The sequence below is a fragment of the Streptomyces sp. NPDC040610 genome (genome assembly GCF_055594065.1).
Genome location: NZ_JBVIXA010000002.1, coordinates 1,038,306 through 1,058,121 on the forward strand (window position 1 = coordinate 1,038,306; position 19,816 = coordinate 1,058,121).

General features: G+C 74.0%; 19 protein-coding genes. 8 read left to right on the forward strand and 11 right to left on the reverse strand.

Features of this window, described 5'->3' with window-relative positions; genetic code table 11:
- Positions 1–53: 53 nt before the first annotated feature.
- Positions 54–1,466: an ABC transporter ATP-binding protein gene (locus ACZ6AA_RS10865; protein ID WP_471457441.1), complete on the reverse strand. Its 1,413-nt coding sequence runs from the start codon at positions 1,464–1,466 to the stop codon at positions 54–56.
- A 65-nt stretch (positions 1,467–1,531) separates the two neighbouring features.
- Positions 1,532–3,286: an ABC transporter permease gene (locus ACZ6AA_RS10870; protein ID WP_471457442.1), complete on the reverse strand. Its 1,755-nt coding sequence runs from the start codon at positions 3,284–3,286 to the stop codon at positions 1,532–1,534.
- Between the two features lie 449 nt (positions 3,287–3,735).
- Between ACZ6AA_RS10870 and ACZ6AA_RS10875 the strand changes: the two genes are divergently transcribed.
- Entirely contained in the window at positions 3,736–4,470 is a 735-nt protein-coding gene (locus ACZ6AA_RS10875; RefSeq protein WP_468459285.1) for an MgtC/SapB family protein, read from the forward strand.
- Between the two features lie 27 nt (positions 4,471–4,497).
- Here the strand turns inward: ACZ6AA_RS10875 and ACZ6AA_RS10880 are convergent, their stop codons facing one another.
- Positions 4,498–4,956: a MarR family winged helix-turn-helix transcriptional regulator gene (locus ACZ6AA_RS10880; protein ID WP_468459287.1), complete on the reverse strand. Its 459-nt coding sequence runs from the start codon at positions 4,954–4,956 to the stop codon at positions 4,498–4,500.
- Positions 4,957–5,058: 102 nt separating this feature from the next.
- On the opposite strand from ACZ6AA_RS10880, the gene ACZ6AA_RS10885 reads away from it, so the two are divergent.
- Positions 5,059–5,853, forward strand: coding sequence for a dioxygenase family protein (locus tag ACZ6AA_RS10885; RefSeq protein ID WP_471457445.1), 795 nt, complete (start codon positions 5,059–5,061; stop codon positions 5,851–5,853).
- A gap of 36 nt (positions 5,854–5,889) precedes the next feature.
- Here the strand turns inward: ACZ6AA_RS10885 and ACZ6AA_RS10890 are convergent, their stop codons facing one another.
- A complete protein-coding gene (locus ACZ6AA_RS10890; RefSeq protein WP_471457447.1) occupies positions 5,890–6,801 on the reverse strand; it encodes a GNAT family N-acetyltransferase in 912 nt (303 codons plus the stop codon).
- Between the two features lie 246 nt (positions 6,802–7,047).
- Between ACZ6AA_RS10890 and ACZ6AA_RS10895 the strand changes: the two genes are divergently transcribed.
- Positions 7,048–8,076: a hydroxyacid dehydrogenase gene (locus ACZ6AA_RS10895; RefSeq protein ID WP_468459293.1), complete on the forward strand. Its 1,029-nt coding sequence runs from the start codon at positions 7,048–7,050 to the stop codon at positions 8,074–8,076.
- 54 nt (positions 8,077–8,130) lie between these two features.
- Here the strand turns inward: ACZ6AA_RS10895 and ACZ6AA_RS10900 are convergent, their stop codons facing one another.
- The 4 genes from ACZ6AA_RS10900 to ACZ6AA_RS10915 all read right to left on the reverse strand — a co-directional run bounded on the left by ACZ6AA_RS10900 (position 8,131) and on the right by ACZ6AA_RS10915 (position 10,127).
- Positions 8,131–8,484: a DUF1036 domain-containing protein gene (locus ACZ6AA_RS10900; protein WP_468459295.1), complete on the reverse strand. Its 354-nt coding sequence runs from the start codon at positions 8,482–8,484 to the stop codon at positions 8,131–8,133.
- 4 nt (positions 8,485–8,488) lie between these two features.
- Positions 8,489–8,728, reverse strand: coding sequence for a hypothetical protein (locus ACZ6AA_RS10905; protein WP_468459297.1), 240 nt, complete (start codon positions 8,726–8,728; stop codon positions 8,489–8,491).
- Between the two features lie 94 nt (positions 8,729–8,822).
- Positions 8,823–9,368 (reverse strand): hypothetical protein, encoded by a 546-nt coding sequence (locus ACZ6AA_RS10910; protein ID WP_468459299.1) that lies wholly within the window; start codon positions 9,366–9,368, stop codon positions 8,823–8,825.
- A 105-nt stretch (positions 9,369–9,473) separates the two neighbouring features.
- Positions 9,474–10,127 carry a DJ-1/PfpI family protein gene (locus ACZ6AA_RS10915; protein ID WP_471457450.1) on the reverse strand — a complete coding sequence of 218 codons (654 nt, stop codon included), beginning with the start codon at positions 10,125–10,127 and terminating at the stop codon, positions 9,474–9,476.
- A gap of 266 nt (positions 10,128–10,393) precedes the next feature.
- Here ACZ6AA_RS10915 and ACZ6AA_RS10920 point away from each other — a divergent pair, with 266 nt between their 5' ends.
- Positions 10,394–11,344 carry a GlxA family transcriptional regulator gene (locus tag ACZ6AA_RS10920; RefSeq protein ID WP_468459303.1) on the forward strand — a complete coding sequence of 317 codons (951 nt, stop codon included), beginning with the start codon at positions 10,394–10,396 and terminating at the stop codon, positions 11,342–11,344.
- 55 nt (positions 11,345–11,399) lie between these two features.
- Here the strand turns inward: ACZ6AA_RS10920 and ACZ6AA_RS10925 are convergent, their stop codons facing one another.
- Positions 11,400–12,143 (reverse strand): class I SAM-dependent methyltransferase, encoded by a 744-nt coding sequence (locus tag ACZ6AA_RS10925; RefSeq protein ID WP_471457452.1) that lies wholly within the window; start codon positions 12,141–12,143, stop codon positions 11,400–11,402.
- Positions 12,144–12,262: 119 nt separating this feature from the next.
- Between ACZ6AA_RS10925 and ACZ6AA_RS10930 the strand changes: the two genes are divergently transcribed.
- The 3 genes from ACZ6AA_RS10930 (at position 12,263) to ACZ6AA_RS10940 (ending at position 16,891) form a co-directional block, all read left to right on the forward strand.
- Entirely contained in the window at positions 12,263–13,120 is an 858-nt protein-coding gene (locus ACZ6AA_RS10930; protein ID WP_471457454.1) for a hypothetical protein, read from the forward strand.
- An 81-nt stretch (positions 13,121–13,201) separates the two neighbouring features.
- Positions 13,202–14,128: a slipin family protein gene (locus ACZ6AA_RS10935; RefSeq protein WP_471457456.1), complete on the forward strand. Its 927-nt coding sequence runs from the start codon at positions 13,202–13,204 to the stop codon at positions 14,126–14,128.
- Positions 14,129–14,404: 276 nt separating this feature from the next.
- Positions 14,405–16,891: a polysaccharide lyase 8 family protein gene (locus tag ACZ6AA_RS10940; RefSeq protein WP_471457458.1), complete on the forward strand. Its 2,487-nt coding sequence runs from the start codon at positions 14,405–14,407 to the stop codon at positions 16,889–16,891.
- 72 nt (positions 16,892–16,963) lie between these two features.
- Here ACZ6AA_RS10940 and ACZ6AA_RS10945 read toward each other — a convergent pair whose 3' ends face one another.
- Positions 16,964–17,551: a TetR/AcrR family transcriptional regulator gene (locus tag ACZ6AA_RS10945; protein WP_468459313.1), complete on the reverse strand. Its 588-nt coding sequence runs from the start codon at positions 17,549–17,551 to the stop codon at positions 16,964–16,966.
- A gap of 313 nt (positions 17,552–17,864) precedes the next feature.
- On the opposite strand from ACZ6AA_RS10945, the gene ACZ6AA_RS10950 reads away from it, so the two are divergent.
- Positions 17,865–18,806, forward strand: a complete 942-nt coding sequence (locus ACZ6AA_RS10950; protein ID WP_471457460.1) for an alpha/beta hydrolase family protein — start codon at positions 17,865–17,867, stop codon at positions 18,804–18,806.
- A gap of 43 nt (positions 18,807–18,849) precedes the next feature.
- Here the strand turns inward: ACZ6AA_RS10950 and ACZ6AA_RS10955 are convergent, their stop codons facing one another.
- Positions 18,850–19,722 carry a trimeric intracellular cation channel family protein gene (locus ACZ6AA_RS10955; protein WP_471457462.1) on the reverse strand — a complete coding sequence of 291 codons (873 nt, stop codon included), beginning with the start codon at positions 19,720–19,722 and terminating at the stop codon, positions 18,850–18,852.
- Between the last annotated feature and the right edge of the window lie 94 nt (positions 19,723–19,816).

Sequence of the window (19,816 nt, forward strand, 5' to 3'; positions counted from 1 at the left end):
GGCAGCGCGCCCCGTCTTGGACCGCCGCTCGCCGATGCCGCCGACTCGTCCCGTCACCCGCGCCCCGGCTCCCCCTCCGGCCCCTCGTCGAGGCGGTACTCCCGCGCATTGGCGTCGTAGGAATACAGCTCCGCGTACCGGCCCCAGTCGGTGGCCGTCTCCAGCTGCCGCTCCACCTGCTCGCTGGTGAAGTGGTGGGCGAGCAGATCGCGGAAGAACCCGGCGCGCACGGCGCCGTCCGGCTGCTGCCGCAGGCTGTTGGTGATCAGCTTCACCAGCGGGACCTCGGTGGCCGCGGCGGCGAAGATGGTCTTGGACGTCTGCACGTCGGCTGCGGCGAAGGCCGCGCCCGGCTCGGTGAGGACCAGGTCGTCGCCGCTGATCGAGGCGAAGCCGAGCAGTTCGAGGGCGTCGACCTGCGGCAGCAAGTCGTCGACGTCGAGGCCGAGTTCGTCGGCGAGGTCGGCCAGGTCGCAGCGTCCGCCCCGGTGCGCGACCAGCTCCGCGAGGCCGGACAGGCCGTCGACGGTGGCGGCGGGCAGCGGAGTGCCCGCGACGGTGCGCCTGTCCAGGGCGGCGGGGTCGGTCGGGTCGGCGCGGCCGGAGATCCGGGCCTCCTTGGGGCGGCCGGTCATGATGCGGTACACCCGGTCGATGAGTTCCTGGAAGGCGGGCGCGTCCCGGTCCCGGGGACGGTCGAGGCCGACCTCGACGGTCTCCCGGATGGTGCCGTAGGGGCGGGAGCCGAGCACGACGATGCGGTCGGCCATCAGGACGGCCTCCTCGATGTTGTGGGTCACCAGGACCACGGCCCTGGTGGGGAACTGCCCCGACTCCCACAGCTCCATCAGCTCGCCGCGCAGGTTCTCGGCGGTCAGCACGTCGAGCGCGGAGAACGGCTCGTCCATCATCAGGACGTCGGGCTCCACGACGAGGGCGCGCGCGAAGCCGACGCGCTGGCGCATGCCGCCCGACAGTTCCTTCGGGTACGCCGACTCGAAGCCGTCGAGGCCGATCAGGTCGATGGCCTGCCCGGCGGCGCGGGCGCGCTCGTCGGCGGGCACGCCCCGCGCCTCCAGGCCGAGTTCGACGTTCTGCCGCACGGTCAGCCAGGGCAGCAGGGCGAAGGTCTGGAAGACCATGGCCGTGCCGGGGTTGGCGCCGGTCAGCGGCTCGCCGCGGTAGGCGACGGTGCCGGAGCTGGCCGGGATGAGCCCGGCGAGGCAGCGCAGCAGCGTGGACTTGCCGGAGCCGGACTTGCCGAGCAGCGCGACGATCTCCCCGGCGCGGACGGTGAGGTCGATGCCGGAGAGGACGGGCAGGTCGCCGTCGGCGCCCGCGTAGGACTTGGTCAGGCCGACGGCCTCCAGGAGGGCGTCGCCGTCGGCGGCGGGCGACGGGGGGACGGCCGGTCCTGTGGGGGCGGCGACGGTGGTGCGCAGCTTGCGGAGTGCCTTGAGTGCCATGAGGGGGGCTCCAGTTCGGCGGAGGGAGAGGGAGGTCTGGGGGTGGGCCTCGGCCCGGGCGCGGGTCACAGCGCGTACCGGGTGTCGGCGAGGCGGTAGAGGCGGCGCCACAGCAGGCGGTTGAGGCCCACGACGTACACGCTCATCACCGCGACGCCCGCGATCAGGCGCGGGAAGTCGCCGTCCGCGGTGGCCTCGGCGATGTACGCGCCGAGGCCGGTCGCGGTCAGCGTGGTGCCGCCGAACGTGACGACCTCGGAGACGATCGAGGCGTTCCAGGCGCCGCCGGACGCGGTGATGCCACCGGTGACGTACGCGGGGAAGACACCGGGCAGGATCAGCCGCCGCCAGCGCTGCCAGCCGGTCACGCCCAGGTCGTCCATGGCCTCGCGCAGGTCGGTCGGGATCGACATGGCACCGGCGATGGTGTTGAAGAGGATGTACCACTGGGCACCGAGCGCCATCAGGAGGATGCCGCCGATGTCGATGGACAGGCCGGTCTTCAGGAAGAACCAGACGGCGACGGGGAAGAGGAAGTTGGCGGGGAAGCTCGCGAGCACCTGGACGATCGGCTGGGCGATCCGGGTCAGGCGCGGCGAGAAGCCGATCCGTACGCCGATGGGCACCCACACGACGGTGGCGGCGACGACGAGCACGACGACGCGGGCGAAGGTGACCAGGCCGAGGAGGAGCGGCTCGCCGAACACGCCGAGGCCGGTGCGGTCGTCGAGGTAGCGGCCGAGGTCGACAAGGCCCCACACGATGAGGCCGCCCGCGACGAGCCCGAAGGCGAGGTCGCCGGTGCGCCTGCGGGCCGGGTCGACGGTCAGGGGGCGGTCGTCGGTGCCGAACACCCGGGCGGCGCGGCCGAGCGCGCGGCCCACGGGGCGCAGCGTCGTTCCGAGGAGGTGCGGCCAGTGGGAGCGGCGCAGGAAGTTCAGGACGACGGAGCGCTGCACCTCGCTCGCCTCGGACTGCTCGTTCTTGAAGCGCTCCGCCCAGGCCGTGAGCGGGCGCCAGAACAGGAAGTTCACGCCGATGACCATGACGGCCATGGTGAGGACGGCCCAGCCGACCCTGCCGAGGTCGCCGTCGGCGACGGCGGCTCCGGCGTAGGAGCCGACGCCGGGCAGGGCGTAGTCCTTGTTGTTGACGCTGATCGCTTCGGAGGCGACGAGGAAGAACCAGCCGCCGCCAAAGCTCATCATGCCGTTCCAGACCAGGCCGATCGTCCCGGCGGGGGCCTCGACCTTCCAGAACCGCATCCACTTGGTGAAGCGGAACGACCGTGACAGCTCGTCGAGTTCACGGGGCAGCGAGGTCAGCGAGTGGTAGAAGCCGAACGTCATGTTCCAGGCCTGGGAGGTGAAGATCGCGAAGATCGACGCGCATTCGAGGCCGAGCAGGGAGCCGGGGAACAGGGCGATGAACCCGGTCACGGCGACGGTGAGGAAGCCGAGGACCGGCACGGACTGGAGGATGTCCAGGGCCGGGACGAGGATCCGTTCGAGGCGGCGGCTCTTGGCGGCCGCGTAGGCGTACCCGAACGTGAAGACGACCGAGGCGGCCAGGGCGACGAACATCCGCAGCAGGGAGCGGGCCGCGTCGTACGGCAGCCGCGCCGGATCGGTGTCGACCGTGACCGACTGGTCGGTGGAGAAGCGGACGGTGGTGCCCTGGCCGACCCGCAGGACGAGGTAGAGCAGGACCAGGACGGCCGCGGCGACCACGATGTCCACCCAGGACATCCGGGACAGACGGCCCCCGAACCGGGAGGAGAGCGGGGCGCGCGGCGGGGCGCCGCCGGCCTTGAACGACATCACAAGAACCTCCGACCACACTCTGGGCACAGCGGTCCCCAGGCCGCGACCGCAGCCGCGGCCGGGCAGGCGAGGGTCACACCGTGACGGGAGTGCGCACGTGAGCTGGCAAAGGGGAGAGACGGCCGCGGACGTGGTGCCGCGCGGGCCGGGTCACGCCGGTCCCGTGCGGTGCTGACGCGGGGAGCGGCGGATCAGGAGCTGCCGGGGAGGCAGCGGCTACTGGGAGGGTCGGCGCCCATGGCTGCCTCCTTCCGTGATGCCGGTGTGCCGGGGTGTGCCGGATGTGCCTCCGGAAGTGTGCGCCTCTTTGCGTCGATACGCAAATAAGAAGGTCGAGGCACCCACCGAGCGGATACTATTTTTGCGCACTTGCGCAAGCATGCAAGCATCGGGAAGCGAAAGAAGTACCGGCGACAGCGGTACGGGAGCCACCTGGAGGTGCCGCCATGCAGTCCCTGACCACATTCGACTTCGCCCTGCGCCTGGCCACCGGCGTCGGCTGCGGCGCCCTCATCGGCGTGGAGCGGCAGTGGCGCGCCCGCATGGCGGGGCTGCGCACCAACGCCCTGGTCGCCGCCGGGGCGACGCTGTTCGTGCTCTACAGCGAGGCGATGCACGACCCGACGAGCCCGACGCGCGTCGCCTCGTACGTCGTCTCCGGCGTCGGATTCCTCGGCGGTGGCGTCATCATGCGCGAGGGCGCCTCGATCCGGGGCCTCAACACCGCGGCCACGCTGTGGTGTTCGGCGGCGGTCGGGGTCCTCGCGGCCTCCGGGCGGCTGACCCTCGCCCTGCTCGGCGCCGCCACCGTCGTCGCCGTCCATCTGACCCTGCGGCCCACCAGCCGCCTGATCGACCGGGCCCCGCAGGGCAACTCCGACACCCCCACGCAGGTCGCCTTCCACGTCACCTGCGACCGCCGCGACGAGGCCCACGTCCGGGCGCTGCTCATCCAGTTGCTCAGCAGCTCCGACGCGCGCCTCGCGGGGCTGCGCATCCGGCGCGGCGAGGACGACGACAGCACCGCCCTGGAGGCCGCGGTCGTCCTGGACGGCGCCCCCGGCGCGGACATGGAGCAGCTGGTGACGCGCCTCTCGCTGGAGCCGGGCGTCCGCGATCTGCACTGGCACCTCGCGGACGAGGACGAGCAGGCCCGCGCCGAACGCGAGGCACTGGTCTGACCCGGCCCCGCCCCCGACGCCCGGGGCTCACCCCCCGCCCAGCCTCCGCGCGACCTCCCCGAGCCCGTCCTTCAGGGCCCGCACCTGGTCCTCGCTGAGCACGTCGATCAGATGGGCGCGGACGACCTCGACGTGGCCGGGCGCCGCCCGCTCCAGGCGGGCGCGGCCCGCGTCGGTGAGGACGGCGTAGACACCGCGCACATCCGCGGCGCACGAGCGGCGGCGCACCAGGCCCGCCTTCTCCAACTGCGTGATCTGGTACGTCAGTCCGCTCTTGGTGGTGAGCACGTCGGCGGCGAGTTCACTCATGCGCAGTTCGCCGCCCTCGGCGGCGGACAGCCGCACCAGCACCTCGTACTGGACGTGGGACAGTCCCGACTCGGCCTTCAGCTGCTCCTCGATGCGCCGGTCGAGCAGCGCCCCCGCCGTGAGGAAGGCCTGCCAGAGGGCCATCTCGTCGTCGTTCAGCCACTTCGTGTCGCCCATGGGAGCAGCGTACGCCTGTTGTTCAAATTCAAACCATCGAGTACGGTCGGCCACATCCATGTGATTCAAATTTGAACCACACCGCCGAGGAGGCGACCGACCATGACCACCGCACCCCTGGATCACCCGGTGTCGCGGATGCCCGCGCTCTTCATGAGCCACGGCGCCCCGACTCTCGCCGAGGACGCCGTCTGGCCCGGCCAGCTGGCCCGGTGGGGCGCGGAGCTGCCGCGCCCGAAGGCGATCCTGATGGTCTCCGCGCACTGGGAGGAGGCCCCGCTCGCGCTCGGTGCGACCACCGTCGTGCCGCTGGTCTACGACTTCTGGGGCTTCCCCGAGCACTACTACGACATCCGGTACGCGGCGCCCGGCGCCCCCGAGCTCGCCGCGCAGGTCCGGGGACTCCTGCGGGCCCCGGGCATGCCGGTGCAGGACCTGCCCGAGCGCGGCCTCGACCACGGTGCGTACGTGCCGCTCCTCCAGATGTACCCCGCCGCGGACATCCCCGTGCTCCAGATGTCCCTGCCCACGCTGGACCCGCGGCGGCTGATGGACATCGGCCGCAGGCTCGCGCCGCTGCGCGACGAGGGCGTGCTGATCGTCGGCAGCGGCCACTTCACGCACAACCTGCGCGCCATCAACCCCCAGAACGAAGTCCCCTCCCCCTTGGCCGAGTTCGACGACTGGGGGCGGCGGGCCCTGGAGGCCGGTGACGTCGACGCGCTGCTCGACTTCGCGCACAAGGCCCCGGCCGCCCGGTACGCCCACCCCCGCGAGGAGCACTTCGTGCCGCTCGCGGTCACGCTCGGCGCGGCGGCGGACGACCTGGGCAGCCAGCGGAGCGTCATCGAGGGCTCGTGGCTCGGCCTTTCGAAGCGGTCGGTGCAGTTCGGCTGAGCGACCGCTCCGCACTGCCCTCGGGGCCGCGCCACGTCAGGCGTGGGCCCAGCCCCGGTCGGTCCGCACCAGCTCCCGGAACCCGAGCGCGGTGAGCCGCGCGATCGCTTCCGGGTCGTCGGCCCCCTCGTACGCCAGCAGCCGGTCGGCCCCGGCGAGGCGCAGCCACTCGGCGGCCTCGCCCAGGAGCCAGGCGTCCAGGCCCTCGACGCCGTGGCCGGACTCGGTGTGGAAGTCGCCGATGTCGGCCAGGGTGCCGTTGCGGGCCTGGCGTTCGGCGCGGCCGAGCGCGCTGTCGACCTCGATGAAGCCCAGGTCACGGCCTTCGAGGTGGGCGGTCAGGCGCGTGCCGCAGGCGCCGAGGGTGCGGCGGACGGCCAGGCCCGGCCGCGGCGGCTCGGTCCGGGGCAGGGCCGACAGGGGGGCGATGAGGACGACCTCGGTGTGTCCGGTGTGGCGGAATCCGGCCCGTTCGTAGGCGGCGCGGACGTGCGGCCAGACGCTCGGCAGGCCGTAGACGGCCGGGGCGGGCAGCGAGCCGTCGGCCGCGCGGGCGCGCACGCCCCAGCGGGCCAGCTGGGCCAGGCAGGCGCTCATGAGCAGGTCGGCGGCTTCCTCCGAGTCCGGCCAGAACGACGCGGGCGGGTGGCAGACGAACCAGTTGATCTCGCCGATGCCGCGGTGGTCCGGGGAGACGTCGGCGTCGGAGCGGTAGCGCAGCAGATGCGCGGCGGCCACGACGAACGCACGCTGCTCGGCGACAAGGGTGACGCGCTCGGCCACCCACGGGTCGGTGATGAACTCGTCCGGCTGGCGCGCCAGTTGCCCGAGAACGGTGTTCACGGAGACGGAGACGCCCGGCACGACGGCGGCCACATGGCTGTTCACCAGCTCGGTGAGCTGATCGCGGTCGTCGCGGTGGAAGGGGCGTACCTTGAGCGCGGACATGCGGGGACCTCCCGGTCGGGTTGCGTGTGCTTCAGGAGGCCGCCATGCGATGCGGTACGCGACCGATCCTACGACAGGTGCCGCCGCACCGGAGCGGGCGTACCGATGCGGCCACGCGGGCCCGGCGCCACGGCTGCGACACGTGCGAAAGCGGCGCGACCCGACGAGACTCGTACGGATCCGGCGCCGCCGGACGGATGGAGCCTCGCGATCCGGCGCCGCCGGAAGGATGGAGTCCCGCCCCGCATGCCCACCCCACCGCACGCGGCCCGTCGGCCGGCCGCCGCGCTCGCCATGTCGCCCGGTGCCGCCCGGGCGCTGCTCGGGCCCGACGTGCTCGCCGCCTTCGCCGGAGTCTGCGCGCTCCGGCACCCGCCCGTCCTCGACGACTTCTCCGGCGAGCGGGCCCGGGAGGTGCTCGGGCGGGCCGAGGTGCTGATCACCGGCTGGGGCTGTCCGCCGCTCGACGAGGCCGCCCTCGCCGCGGCGCCGGAGCTGCGGGCCGTCGTGCACACCGCCGGATCCGTGCGCGGCCATCTCACGCCCGCCTGCTGGGAGCGCGGCATCGAGGTCTCGTCGGCGGCCGCCGCGAACGCGCTGCCGGTCGCCGAGTACACCGTCGCGATGATCCTCCTCGCCGGGAAGCACGTCCTGGAGCGGGCCCGTGCCTTCAAAGCCGCGCGCGACCGCGACGACCCGCTCACCACACCGCACTCGATCGGCAACTACCGCCGCACCGTGGGGATCCTGTCCGCCTCCCACGTCGGACGGCGCGTCATCGAGCTGCTGCGCCCGTACGACATCGAGGTGCTGCTGCACGACCCGTACGTCGACGGGGCCGAGGCGGCCGCGCTGGGCGTGCGGGCCGTCGGGCTCGACGAGCTGTTCCGGCGGAGCGACATCGTGAGCGTGCACGCCCCGCTGCTGCCCGCCACGCGCGGACTCGTCGGCCGCCGCCAGCTCGCCGCCCTGCGCCCCGAGGGCGTGCTCATCAACACCGCGCGCGGCGCGGTGGTCGACCAGGACGCGCTCACCGAAGCGGTCCTCGCGGGCCGCATCCGGGTGGTGCTCGACGTCACCGAACCCGAAGTCCTGCCGCCGGGGCACCCGTTGTGGGACTGCGAGAACGCGCTGATCACCCCGCACCTCGCGGGCTCGCAGGGCAACGAGTGGCGGCGCCTGACCGACGTCGCGGTGAGCGAGGTCGCGCGCTGGGCGGCGGGCGAGGGCTTCGCGCACCCCGTGCGGGCGGACCGGGTGGCGTTCCTGGCGTGAGCGGGGCGCCCGGGCGCCGGGTGTCCGGGCCGGTCCGGCGCGGCCCGGTGGGCGCTAGCCGGTGAGGTTCAGGGTGAAGTTCTCGTTGTCGCCCACGTCGAACAGCCGGAAGCCGCGCGGGTGGCCGCCCGAGACCGAGGGCCGCCAGCAGCGGTTGAACGCCTGGTCCGGCACCTGCGTGACGTACTCCCCCGCCCAGACCGGGCCGTTGTTCACGGCCTCGCCGACGAAGAACCACATGCGGCTGTACTGGTTGACGCGGTTGGCGTACACGAGCGCGCAGCGGCCCGGGTCCAGGTTCCACCAGCCCATGATGTGCGGGCCCGTGTTGTACAGGCAGGCGTTGTCGTAGAAGCCGATCGAGACGTGGACGCGGGTGTGGAAGCGGTTGCAGATCGTCAGGCCCATGGCGTCAGTCCTCCGGGGTCCGCGGCCGTGCCGTCGGCCCGGGTGCGGGCGGCGGGTCCAGCGGGGCCGACAGGTCCGGTGCGCCCGGAGCCTGCCACGCCTCCGCGTGGGGCGCCGCCGGGTCCCGTGCCAGCGCGCACTCGTTCGGCGTCCTGCCCACCGGCGGGTCCCCGATCGCGCCGCGCGGGTCGGCGCCCGCGGGCTCGGCCGGAGCGGGCGCCGTGCTGTCGTCCTCTGACCCCATCTCGTACCCCCTGCTGGGACGTTGGCGGACCGCCGTCGCTTCGAGCATGGGGCACGGGGGCCGCCCCGGCCAGCCTCGCGGGGCATCTGCGGGGTCAGCCTCCGGTCGTGGAGCCCGGCCGCACGATCATCAGGATGGTGACGGTGGCCCACAGGAGGTTGAAGACGCCGGTGAACATGGCGAGTTGGGCGCTGGTGCGCGCGTCGAGGCGCACCGTGCCCGCACCGCCGGTCGCGTCCGCCTCATCGGCCTCGCCCCCGGCGGCACCGGCGCCCTCACCGGCAGCCACGGCCTTCACCCCGGCCACCGCCTCCAACGCCGTCTCCTGGCGCGGCAGCACCAGCAGGATGAGGATCACCGCCGCGACGAACGTCAGCGCGATCGACGTGATCAGCCAGGCACTGCCGAGCACCCCCATGCTGCTCGCCGTCAGGAAGCCGAAGACCACCACGGCGATGGCGGCGCCCGCGTAGACGCGGCAGATGCGGTGCAGTGTCCGCAGCGTCGTGACGGGGGCCGCGTCGCCGGGTCCGGCGAGGGCGTCGCGAAGCACCTTGGGGAACATGCTGGCCGCGACGGCGACCGGGCCGACGGCGAGGATGGCCGCGAGGACGTGGAGGATGAGGAACAGCTTCGTCATGGGAGGGCTTTCGCTTCGGGGAGGGCGGGCGGGACGCCGGGCGGAGGGGGGTGCGTTTCAAGCGGGCAGGACGCCGGACGGCGGAGCCCGTCCACGGCGGCCGGGTCAGATGGGTGCGGGCTCGGCGCCGGTCGCGCGCCACACCACCCCGCGCCGCTCGTGCGCGAACATCTCCTCGACCACATGCGCCACGCGCGGCCCGAACTCGCGCTCCAGGAGGTGCAGTCCGAGGTCGAGACCGGACGTCACCCCGGCGGCGCTGACCAGGTCGCCGTCGTCCACGACCCGGGCCCGCACCACGGTCGCCCCGAGGCCCCACAGGACGTCGAGGGCGTCATGGTGGCCGGTGGCGTGCCTGCCCTTGAGGAGGCCGGACATCGCAAGGAGCAGGGAGCCGCCGCACACCGACGTCATGGTCACGCCGGGGCGCGCCATGGCGGCCGCCAGGAGCGCGGGCAGATCGGTGCGCTGGGTGCGGGCGAGGCGGGAGGGGATGCTGTCGTCCTCGGGGCCGCCCTGCTCGGTGGCTCCGGCGGCGCCCGGCACCAGGATCAGGCCGTCGCGCTCCGGGTCGAGCCGCGCCGTGGCCCTGAGAGTGACCAGGTCCAGGCCGCTCGGGACGTCGCGGGCGCCCTCCGCCGAGACCAGTGCGACGGTGATGGCGCCGTTCGTGGCGATGCCCCCGGCGTACAGGATCTCCAGGGGGCCGAGGACGTCGAGGGGGTCGAAGCCGTCGAAGAGGACTGCTTGAACGTGCATACGAGGTTCCGTTTCCTGGCGGGGACCGCGGCCCCGGCGGGGCTCCGGTGCTGTTCCCGGCGTCGAGGCTAGTCAGCGCCGCGCACCCGCCGACAGTGGCTGCAATGACAGCTTTCAACGGGATATCGCCAGGGCGACGCGAGGCCGTCGCCGCCCACTGGGTGCCCGTTCCCACAGGTCGTCGGCGCGCGGGGCGGGCGAGTGGGGCCGGGTGGGGGCCACGAGCGGCGCTTGGCGGGAGTCCGGTGGTGCCGTACGTTGCCGCCATGCACACCGTCGCCTTCCTCGCCCTCGACGACGTCATCCCCTCCGACCTCGCGATGCCCCTGGACGTGTTCAGCAGGACGCGGCTGCCCGGGGAGCGGCAGGCCTACCGGGTGCGGGTGTGCGCGGCCGGGCCCGAGGTCGACGCGGGCGCGTTCTCGCTGCGGGCGCACCACGACCTGAGCGGGCTCGTGGACGCGGACACCATCGTCGTACCGGGCACCCACGACCCGACCGCGCCGGTGCCGGAGAAGACCCTGGCGGCGCTGCGCGAGGCGGCCGCCGCGGGCACCCGCATCGCGTCCATCTGCGTGGGCACGTTCGTCCTCGCGCAGGCGGGGCTGCTCGACGGGCTGCGGGCCACCACGCACTGGTTCGCGACGGACCACCTCGCCGCGGCCTACCCGGCCATCGACGTCGACCCGGATGTGCTGTACGTCGACAACGGCCAGATCCTCACGTCCGCGGGCGCCGCCGCCGGGATGGACCTGAGCCTGCACATGGTGCGGCGCGACTACGGCTCGGCGGTCGCCGCGGACTCGGCGCGCCTTTCGGTGATGCCGCTCGAACGGGAGGGCGGCCAGGCCCAGTTCATCGTCAACCAGCCCCCGGCGATGCCCCGCGGCCGCGCCCTGGAGCCGCTGCTGCGCTGGCTGGACGAGAACGCGGCGCGCGACCTCACCCTGGACGACATCGCCGGGCACGCGGGCCTGAGCAGCCGCACGCTGCTGCGCCGGTTCCGCGAGCAGACCGGCACGACGCCGTTGCAGTGGCTGCACCGGGCCCGGGTCCGCCAGGCCCAGCACCTCCTGGAGACCACGGAGCACCCGGTGGAGCGGATCGCCGCGCAGGTCGGCTTCGGCTCGCCGACCGCGTTCCGTGACCGCTTCAAGCGGGTCGCGGGGGTCAGCCCGCAGGCCTACCGGCGGGCGTTCAGCAGCGCGCCCCGCTGAGAACCCGCCCTGGAACCCCCGTCCGCCGCGACGGCCGACCCGACCGGGCCGGGGGTCACGCCGCCTTGCGTGCCACCACCATCCGCCAGCGCGGGCTCCCGTCGTCCCGGCGGCCGAACTCCTCCAGCGGCCGCAGCCCCACCGTGAACCCGGCCCCCTCCAGGTCGGCCCGCACCCCGGGCAGCGGGAACGTGCGGTAGTACATGACGAAGGGCGGCTGCCGCAGCGCGTTGCGGGTCCGCATCGCCAGGTCGAAGCCGAGCATGCCCCAGTACCATGGTGACGTGAGTGGCTGTGGCGCGCCGATGGGGAAAGCGAACAGGCCGCCGGGGCGCAGCGCCCGGTGCACCTGGGCGAACAGCCCCGGCCGCTCGGCGGGCAGGAAGTGCCCGAACGCCCCGAAGCTGACGGCCACGTCGAAGCCCGCGACGAAGGGCAGCGCGCGGGCGTCGGCCCGCACCCAGTGGACCGCCGGGCCCGGCTCCCCCCGCCCGTCCTCGGCGGCGAGCGCCGCACGCGCCCGCGCCAGCATCCCGGAGCTGAAGTCGACGCCGGTCACCTGCTCCCGGCACAGAGGCCGCAGGAGTTCCACACCGGCCCCGGTGCCGCAGCACACGTCGAGGCCCGCGGCGAACGGGCCGAGCGGCCGCAGCGCCTCGGCACACGCGTCGAGGATGCGCTCGGGCGTACGGAAGGGCGTGTGATCGAACTTGGGAGCCAGCAGGTCGTAGCCGTGCTCCGTGGAGGACAGCGCCTGGACAGCCAGCTCGCGGAGCGAGGGGCCCTGGGAGGTGAACACCGGCACAGCTTAGTGAGCGCGCGTGGCCAGGAACCGCCCTGTGGTCTTCCGGGCCCGTCCGGCCCCCGGGCAGAGCTTCAAGCTGCCGCACACCCGAACCCACTTCACGGAGACGCACCATGGGCGCACGCAGGCAGCCCGGCCCCGATGACCCCACGTCCGCCGCGATGGCGGGCAAGACCCGGTTCGACGACATCTACGACCGGCCCGACCCGCGGGCGTACTTCCGTCGCCTCGCCCCGTACGACTACGAGATCCCGCACCACGCCCAGGGCGTCTTCCGCCGCACGCTCGCCGCGCGCCGCCGGGCGGAGCCGCCCAGCCCCGACGGCGGCTTCACGGTGCTCGACCTGTGCTGCTCCTACGGCCTGAACGCGGCGCTGCTCAACCACGACCTGACGCTCGCGGACCTGTACGCGCACTACGCCGGGGACACCACCGCGGACCTGACCACCAGCGAACTCATCGACCTGGACAAGGAGTTCTACGCCGCCAGGCGCCGCCCGGACGCGGTGCGCCTGGTCGGCGTGGACACCGCCGCCAACGCCACCGCCTACGCCCTGGCCGTCGGCCTCCTCGACGAGGCGTACGCGGAGAATCTGGAACACGCCCCGCCCGGCCCCGGCCTCGCGCGGGCGATGACGGGCGTCGGCCTGATCACCGTCACCGGCGGCATCGGCTACGTCACGCACCGCACCTTCGACGCCCTGCTCGGCACCGCCCGCCTCCCCCTGTGGGTCGACGCGTTCGTCCTGCGGACCGTCCCCTACGACCGCATCGCCCAGAGCCTCGCCGCGCACGGCCTGGTCACCACGACGGACCCCGACCAGCTGTATCCGCAACGCCTCTTCACGGGCCCCGAGGAACAGGACGACGCCGTCGCGCGGGTGCACGCGACGGGCGACGACACCACCGGCCTGGAGTCCGCGGGCCGCTATTACACGCGCCTGTACGAGTCACGTCCCGGGGTCCGCTGACCCGTGCCCAGGGGCTCGCCCCGACGCGCCGTCCGGGCGTATCGTTGATTGACGGACGGCTCGGAGCGACAGGGGGTCGTCATGGTGCAAGAACTCCTCGCGGCCGGCGCGGTGACACTCTCCGCCGGTCTTGTGTACGTGGTGTCGGCGGCCCGCGTCGTCAAGCAGTACGAACGCGGTGTCGTGTTCCGTCTCGGCCGGCTGTCGGGGGCGCCGCGCCCGCCCGGGTTCACCATGATCGTGCCGGGCGTCGACCGGATGCGTAAGGTCAACATGCAGATCGTGACGATGCCCGTGCCCGCGCAGGAGGGCATCACGCGCGACAACGTCACGGTGCGCGTCGACGCGGTCGTGTACTTCAAGGTGGTCGAGGCGTCGCACGCGATCGTGCGGGTCGAGGACTACCGCTTCGCGGTCTCGCAGATGGCGCAGACCTCGCTGCGGTCCATCATCGGCAAGAGCGACCTGGACGATCTGCTGTCCAACCGCGAGAAGCTCAACCAGGGCCTGGAGCTGATGCTCGACAGCCCGGCGATCGGCTGGGGCGTGCAGATCGACCGCGTGGAGATCAAGGACGTGTCCCTGCCGGAGACGATGAAGCGGTCGATGGCCCGGCAGGCCGAGGCGGACCGGGAGCGGCGCGCCCGCGTCATCAACGCCGACGCCGAGCTGCAGGCCTCCAAGAAGCTCGCCGAGGCAGCCAAGGAGATGTCCGAACAGCCCGCCGCCCTCCAACTCCGGCTCCTCCAGACCGTCGTGGCCGTCGCCGCCGAGAAGAACTCGACCCTGGTCCTGCCCTTCCCCGTCGAGCTCCTGCGCTTCCTGGAACGGGCCGCGAACCAGCAGCCGCAGGCGACGGCGACCCCGCCCGCGAGCGCGGAACCGCAGGCCGTGGCCGGGGCGTCGGCCGACCCGACGCCGCGCGAAGTCACCGCATCGGCGGTGGAGTCGGTCCCCCGGGTCACCAGCAGCACGGCGCCGCCCGTGGAGGCCGAGGCGGCGCCCTGAGCCCGGCCCGGACGCCGGGCGGACCCGGCCTCACCCCGGGTCCGCCCGGTCGAATCCTGCGGCACACCCATTGAGCGCGTCGGCGCACGCGTGCTAGAAAGCGCTTACTGGCGCCCGGTCGGCCGCACCCCGGCCGCCCGTACCGCCCGGCACCTGCCCGCGCCCCTCGACGCCCGCGCCCTTCCGCTCCTCCCCTCCCCCTGATCCCTCCCCTCCCTCTGATCCCCCTGATCCCTCTGGTCCCTCCGGCCTCTCTGGTCCCCCTGGAGCCCCCGCATGCCCACTCCCTGGCCCCGCCGCGCCTTCCTCCTGACCACCGGCACCTCGGCGCTCTCCCTCGCCGCGCCCGCCACGCTCGCGGTGGCCGCCGACGGCACCGCGGGCGCCACCGCGGTCACGGGCGCCGCGGCCACGGGCACGGCCACCGCCGATGCCGACGCGTTCGCCGCCCTGCGCGCCAAGTGGCGCACCCTGATCCTCGGCGAGGGATTCAGCCCGACCGCCGAGCCGTTCAAGAGCCGACTGGCCCAACTGGGCACGTCCGCCGGGCAGTTGCGCGACTCCATGGCCCCGGCGACCGGCTCGCTGTGGCCCGACGCCTCGTACGCCGACCCCGAACCCGACACCGACCAGGAGTCGTTCGGCTACTCCGCGAACCTCGTCACCAGTTGCACGCGGCTCGCCACCATGGCCCAGGCGTACAGCCAGCAGGGCACCGGGCTCACCGGGGACGCCGCGCTCAGGACGGCGATCGTGACCGGCCTCGACCACCTCTACGCGCAGGTCTACAACGAGCGGCAGGCGCGCTTCGGCAACTGGTGGAGCTGGCAGATCGGCGCCCCGCAGGCGCTGCTCGACACCTGCGTCCTGATGTACGACGCGCTGTCCGCCGACCGGATCTCCCGCTACTGCGCGGCGGTCGACCACTTCGTCCCGGACTCCGCGGTCGACCGGTACACCGGCACGAGCACCGGGGCCAACCGCGTGGACCTGTGCCGGGTCCTCGCGCTGCGCGGCGTCGTCGGCGCGAACGAGGCGAAGGTCGCACTGGCCCGGGACGCGCTCTCACCTGTCTTCCCGTACGTGACCAGCGGCGACGGCCTGTACGCGGACGGCTCGTTCATCCAGCACACCACCGTGCCGTACACCGGCTCGTACGGGTCGGTGCTGCTCGGCGGGCTCGGCCTGCTGTTCGCGCTGCTCGACGGGTCGCCGTGGGAAGTGACGGACGGGGGCAGGCAGATCGTCTTCGACGCCGTGGAGAAGGCGTGGGCGCCGTTCGTCTACAACGGCCTGGTCATGGACTGCGTCGCGGGCCGCGCCATCAGCCGCGGCATCGCCGCCTCCGACACCAAGCGGACGCAGGCCGACGACCATCTGCGCGGCCACCCGATCCTGGCGTCGATCACGCTCCTCGGACAGGGCGCCTCGGCGGCCGAGAACGCCCGCTGGCGGGGCCTGGTGAAGGGCTGGATGCGCCGCGACTACTACAGCCCGCCGCTCAGCGACCCCCAGTTGAGCCTCGCCCACCTGGCCCGGCTCAAGGCCGTCCAGGACGACGCTTCCGTCACGCCCGTGCCCGAGCCCACCGGACACCGCCTGTTCACCAACATGGCGCGGGCCACGCACCGCCGCCCCGGCTGGGCCGCGTCGATCAGCATGGCCGACGCCCGCATCACGTACTACGAGACCGGCAACGGCGAGAACCTGCGCGGCTGGCACACGGGCTCGGGCATGCTCGCCTGGTGGGGCGACAGTTACGCCAACGGCCAGTACAGCGACGCCTTCTGGCCCACCGTCGACCCCTACCGGCTGCCCGGCGTCACCGCGTCCCGCAAGGCGCTCGCGGACGGGGCGGGCGGCGACTGGGGCGCGGCGCGACCGGACGTGAGCTGGGTGGGCGGGGCCACCGACGGCCAACGGGCCGTCGTCGGGCAGCACTTGAAGGGGTTGCAGAGCACGCTGTCGGCCCGCAAGGCGTGGTTCTGCCTGGACGACGCGATCGTGTGCCTGGGCGCGGGCATCAGCTGCGCGGACGGCGCGGTCGTGGAGTCCACCGTGGAGAACCGCAACCTCGGCCCGTCCGGAGGCGCCCCGTTCCAGGCCGACGGCGTCACCAAGCCCACCACCACGCCCTGGTCCCAGACCCTCACGGGCGCCCGGTGGGCGCACATCGGCGGCCACGGCGGCTATGTCTTCCCCGGCGGCGCCACCGTCCGGGCCCGCCGCGAGCGGCGCACCGGCAAGTGGAGCGACATCAACAAGGGCGGCGCCACGACCCCGTTGACCCGCACCTACCTCACGCTGCACGTCGACCACGGCACCGACCCCACGGACGCGACGTACGCGTACGTCCTGCTGCCCGGCGCGAGCGCGGCCCGCACGGCGGAGCGGGCCGCGGCCACCGGCTGGCTGCGGATCCTCGCCAACTCCGGGGCCCGGCAGGGCATCAGCGTGCCCTCGCTCGGCTTCACCGGCGTGACGTTCTGGTCGGGCGGCACGGCCGGGGCGCTCACCGCGAGCGCCGCCTGCGCGGTGCTGGTCGGCGAGCGGGCGGACGGGACGGCGGTGGTGTGCGTGAGCGACCCGACCCGGGCGGCGCGCGCGGGCCTGACGGTCACGTGGGACCGGCCGGTCGCCGCGGTCACCTCGAAGCCCGCCACGGTCACGTCGGTCGGCACGGGCGCGGCCCTGAAGCTCACGTTCGCCGACCTCGGACCCACGAAGGGCGCCACCCAGAAGATCACCGTGCGCCTCGCGTGAAGCGTGCGTCTCGGCCGAACCCTGCGCCCCGGCCTACCCTGCGCTTCGGGTGACCGGCCCGCCCCGCCGCCGTCAGGCCTTGCGCAGCCCCGCGACGAGGAGCGCGACCAGGCGGCGCGCGTCGTAGCGGGAGTCGCTCTCGGCGCCGATGCAGAGGTTCCCGATGCCGCGCATGAGCTGGTACGCGGTGGGGTCGGCGCGGATCTCGCCCGCGGCGGTCGCGGCTTCGAGGAGCTGGGCGCACACCGGCAGGAGGCGGTCGAGGAAGTAGGCGTGCAGCGTCTCGAAGCCCGCGCTGTCGGACCGCATCGCGGCGGCCAGGCCGTGCTTGGTGACCAGGAAGTCGACGAAGAGGTCGGCCCACCGTTCGAGGGCGGCGTGCGGTGTCGCCTCGCTCGCGAGGAGCGCGGGACCGGCCTCGGCGCAGGCGTCGACCTGGTGGCGGTAGACGGCGATGACGAGGTCGGCGCGGGTGGGGAAGTGGCGGTAGACGGTGCCGACGCCGACGCCCGCCTTGGCGGCGATGTCCCGTACCGGCGCCTCCACGCCCGAGGTGACGAAGACCGCCGCGGCCGCGTCGAGCAGGGTCTGCTGGTTGCGCCGGACGTCCTTGCGCCTGGATCCGGCGGCGCTGTCCGCGCTGCCCGCGCTGTCGTTCACCGCGGCGTTCCTTTCGTGAGGGGGCGCCCCGAGTCGTGGAGCGGCTGCCCAGAACCGTGCGAGGTGGATGCCCGGAGACGCACGGTGGGCACCCCGGGCCCCGGGACGGCCACCCCGGGGGTTGTGAAACGGAACCGCGTTCCGTATCGTCGGCGGAGCGACGTTCCGTTTTACTCATGATGGCAGACCGGGACCCCGGCGACCAGCTCGTCCGTGCTGCCCGCCGCCCACCCGGACCTGCCCCGCGACGCCCCCGGCCGACCGCCGGGCCCGCCGCGCCGAGACCCGCAGCATCCCCACGGAAGGCACCTCCATGTCCGAATCCGCCGTCACGCCCCCGCAGCAGCCCGCGGACGCGCCTGCCCCGGTCGTCTCCGCGAAGCCCGTCGTCCTGCCCGCCCCGGGCCGGGGCACGGATCTCCAGGTCCGCGTGTCCGCCCCCGCGACCGGCACCGACCTTCCCGTCGTCGTCCTCTCGCACGGCTTCGGCTGGTCGATGGACGGCTACGCCCCGCTGGCGGACCACTGGGCCGCGCACGGCTTCGTCGTCGTCCAGCCCACCCACCTGGACTCCCGGACGCTCGCGGTCCCCGCCGACGACCCGCGTACGCCCAGGATCTGGCGCATCCGCGTCGACGACCTCACCCGCGTCCTCGACGGGCTCGATGTGCTGGCGGCCGCCGTGCCGGGCCTCGGCGGGCGGGTCGACCGCGGCCGCGTCGCCGTGGCCGGGCACTCCTGGGGCGCGCAGACGGCGAGCACGCTGCTCGGCGCGCGGGTCCTCGACGCCGACGGCGTCCCCGGCGAGGACTTGTCCGACTCCCGCGTCACGGCGGGCGTGCTGCTCGCCCTGACCGGCCTGGGCGACGACCTCACCCCGTTCGCCGTCGAACACCTCCCGTTCCTGCGGCCGTCCTTCGACACCATGACGACCCCGGCCCTCGTCGTCGCCGGGGACAACGACCGGTCCCACCTGTCCACCCGCGGACCGGACTGGTTCACCGACCCCTACGTCCACAGCCCCGGAGCCAAGAGCCTGCTCACCCTGTTCGGCGCGGAGCACTCGCTCGGCGGCATCCCCGGATACGAGGTCGCCGAGACGACGGACGAGTCCCCCGCGCGCGTCGCCCTGATCCAGCGGCTCAGCACGGCCTACCTGCGCAGCGCCCTCGCCGCCGACGACACCGCGTGGAAGGCGGCGGCCACCGCCCTGGAGGAGGACCCCGAGCCGCTCGGGGAGCTGCGGAGCAAGTAACGCCCGGCCGGGAAGGGCCGACGCCGCACCCGTGCGCGCGAACTCAGCGGCCGATCCGCGTGCTGAGGGTGTCGTCGCCGTCCGTGTCGTCCCTGGCGTCGGGGCCGGGCGGGTGCGGCGGTGCGGGCTTGCGGCGCAGGGTGCCGGGCGCGGGGTGGGCGCCCCGGAACCGCAGCCGCCGGGCGGCACTCGCGGCCCGGCCGCTCCCCCGGCCCTGCGCCGTCCGGGACTCGCGCCGCCACCCCCGGCGCAGCGCGCCCGCCAGGCGCGACCGGGGCTGCCACTCCAGGCCGCTGGGCAGCCCCCAGCCGCGCTTGTACGCGGTGAGCCGCAGGACGAGTGCCACGGTCACGCCGAGCACGATGCCGAGCGTGGGCTGCTCGGCGTAACTGCAGACGACCGTGATCGCGGCGGCGACCACCGCGACGGACGCGTACAGCGCGTTCCCGCCGAGCACCGCGGGCACGCGCCGCAGCATCATGTCGCGCAGCGCCCCGCCGCCGACGGCCGTGATGGTGCCGAGCAGCAGCGCGGGCAGCCAGCCGAGCCCGGCGGCGAGGGTCTTCTGCGCCCCGGCGACCGCCCAGAAGCCGATCACCGCCGCGTCGAGCGCGGTGAAGAGCCGGTCCCAGGCCTCCTGGCTGATGCTGATGAGGAAGGCGATGAAGGCCCCGGCGAGCGCGGTCGGCAGGTAGAAGACGTCGGTGAGCGCGACCGGCGTCCCGTGCTGGAGCAGGGTGTCGCGGATGAGCCCGCCGCCGAGCCCGGACACCACGCCGACCGCGACGAAGCCGAACAGGTCGAGCCGTTCGGTGCGGGCGATCGCGCCGCCCTGCAGCGCGGCGGCGAACACCCCGGCGAGGTCGAGCCCGCGCGTGGCCACGTCCACGCCGTGCGGCGTGAGGAGTTCGGCCATCGCCGCCCGCCTCCCTGCTCCGTTCCGCGCCCGGTGCGTCCCGTACGTCTCCTACGTTTCGTACGTCACCCGGCGGCGGACGGCGACCGGAGGC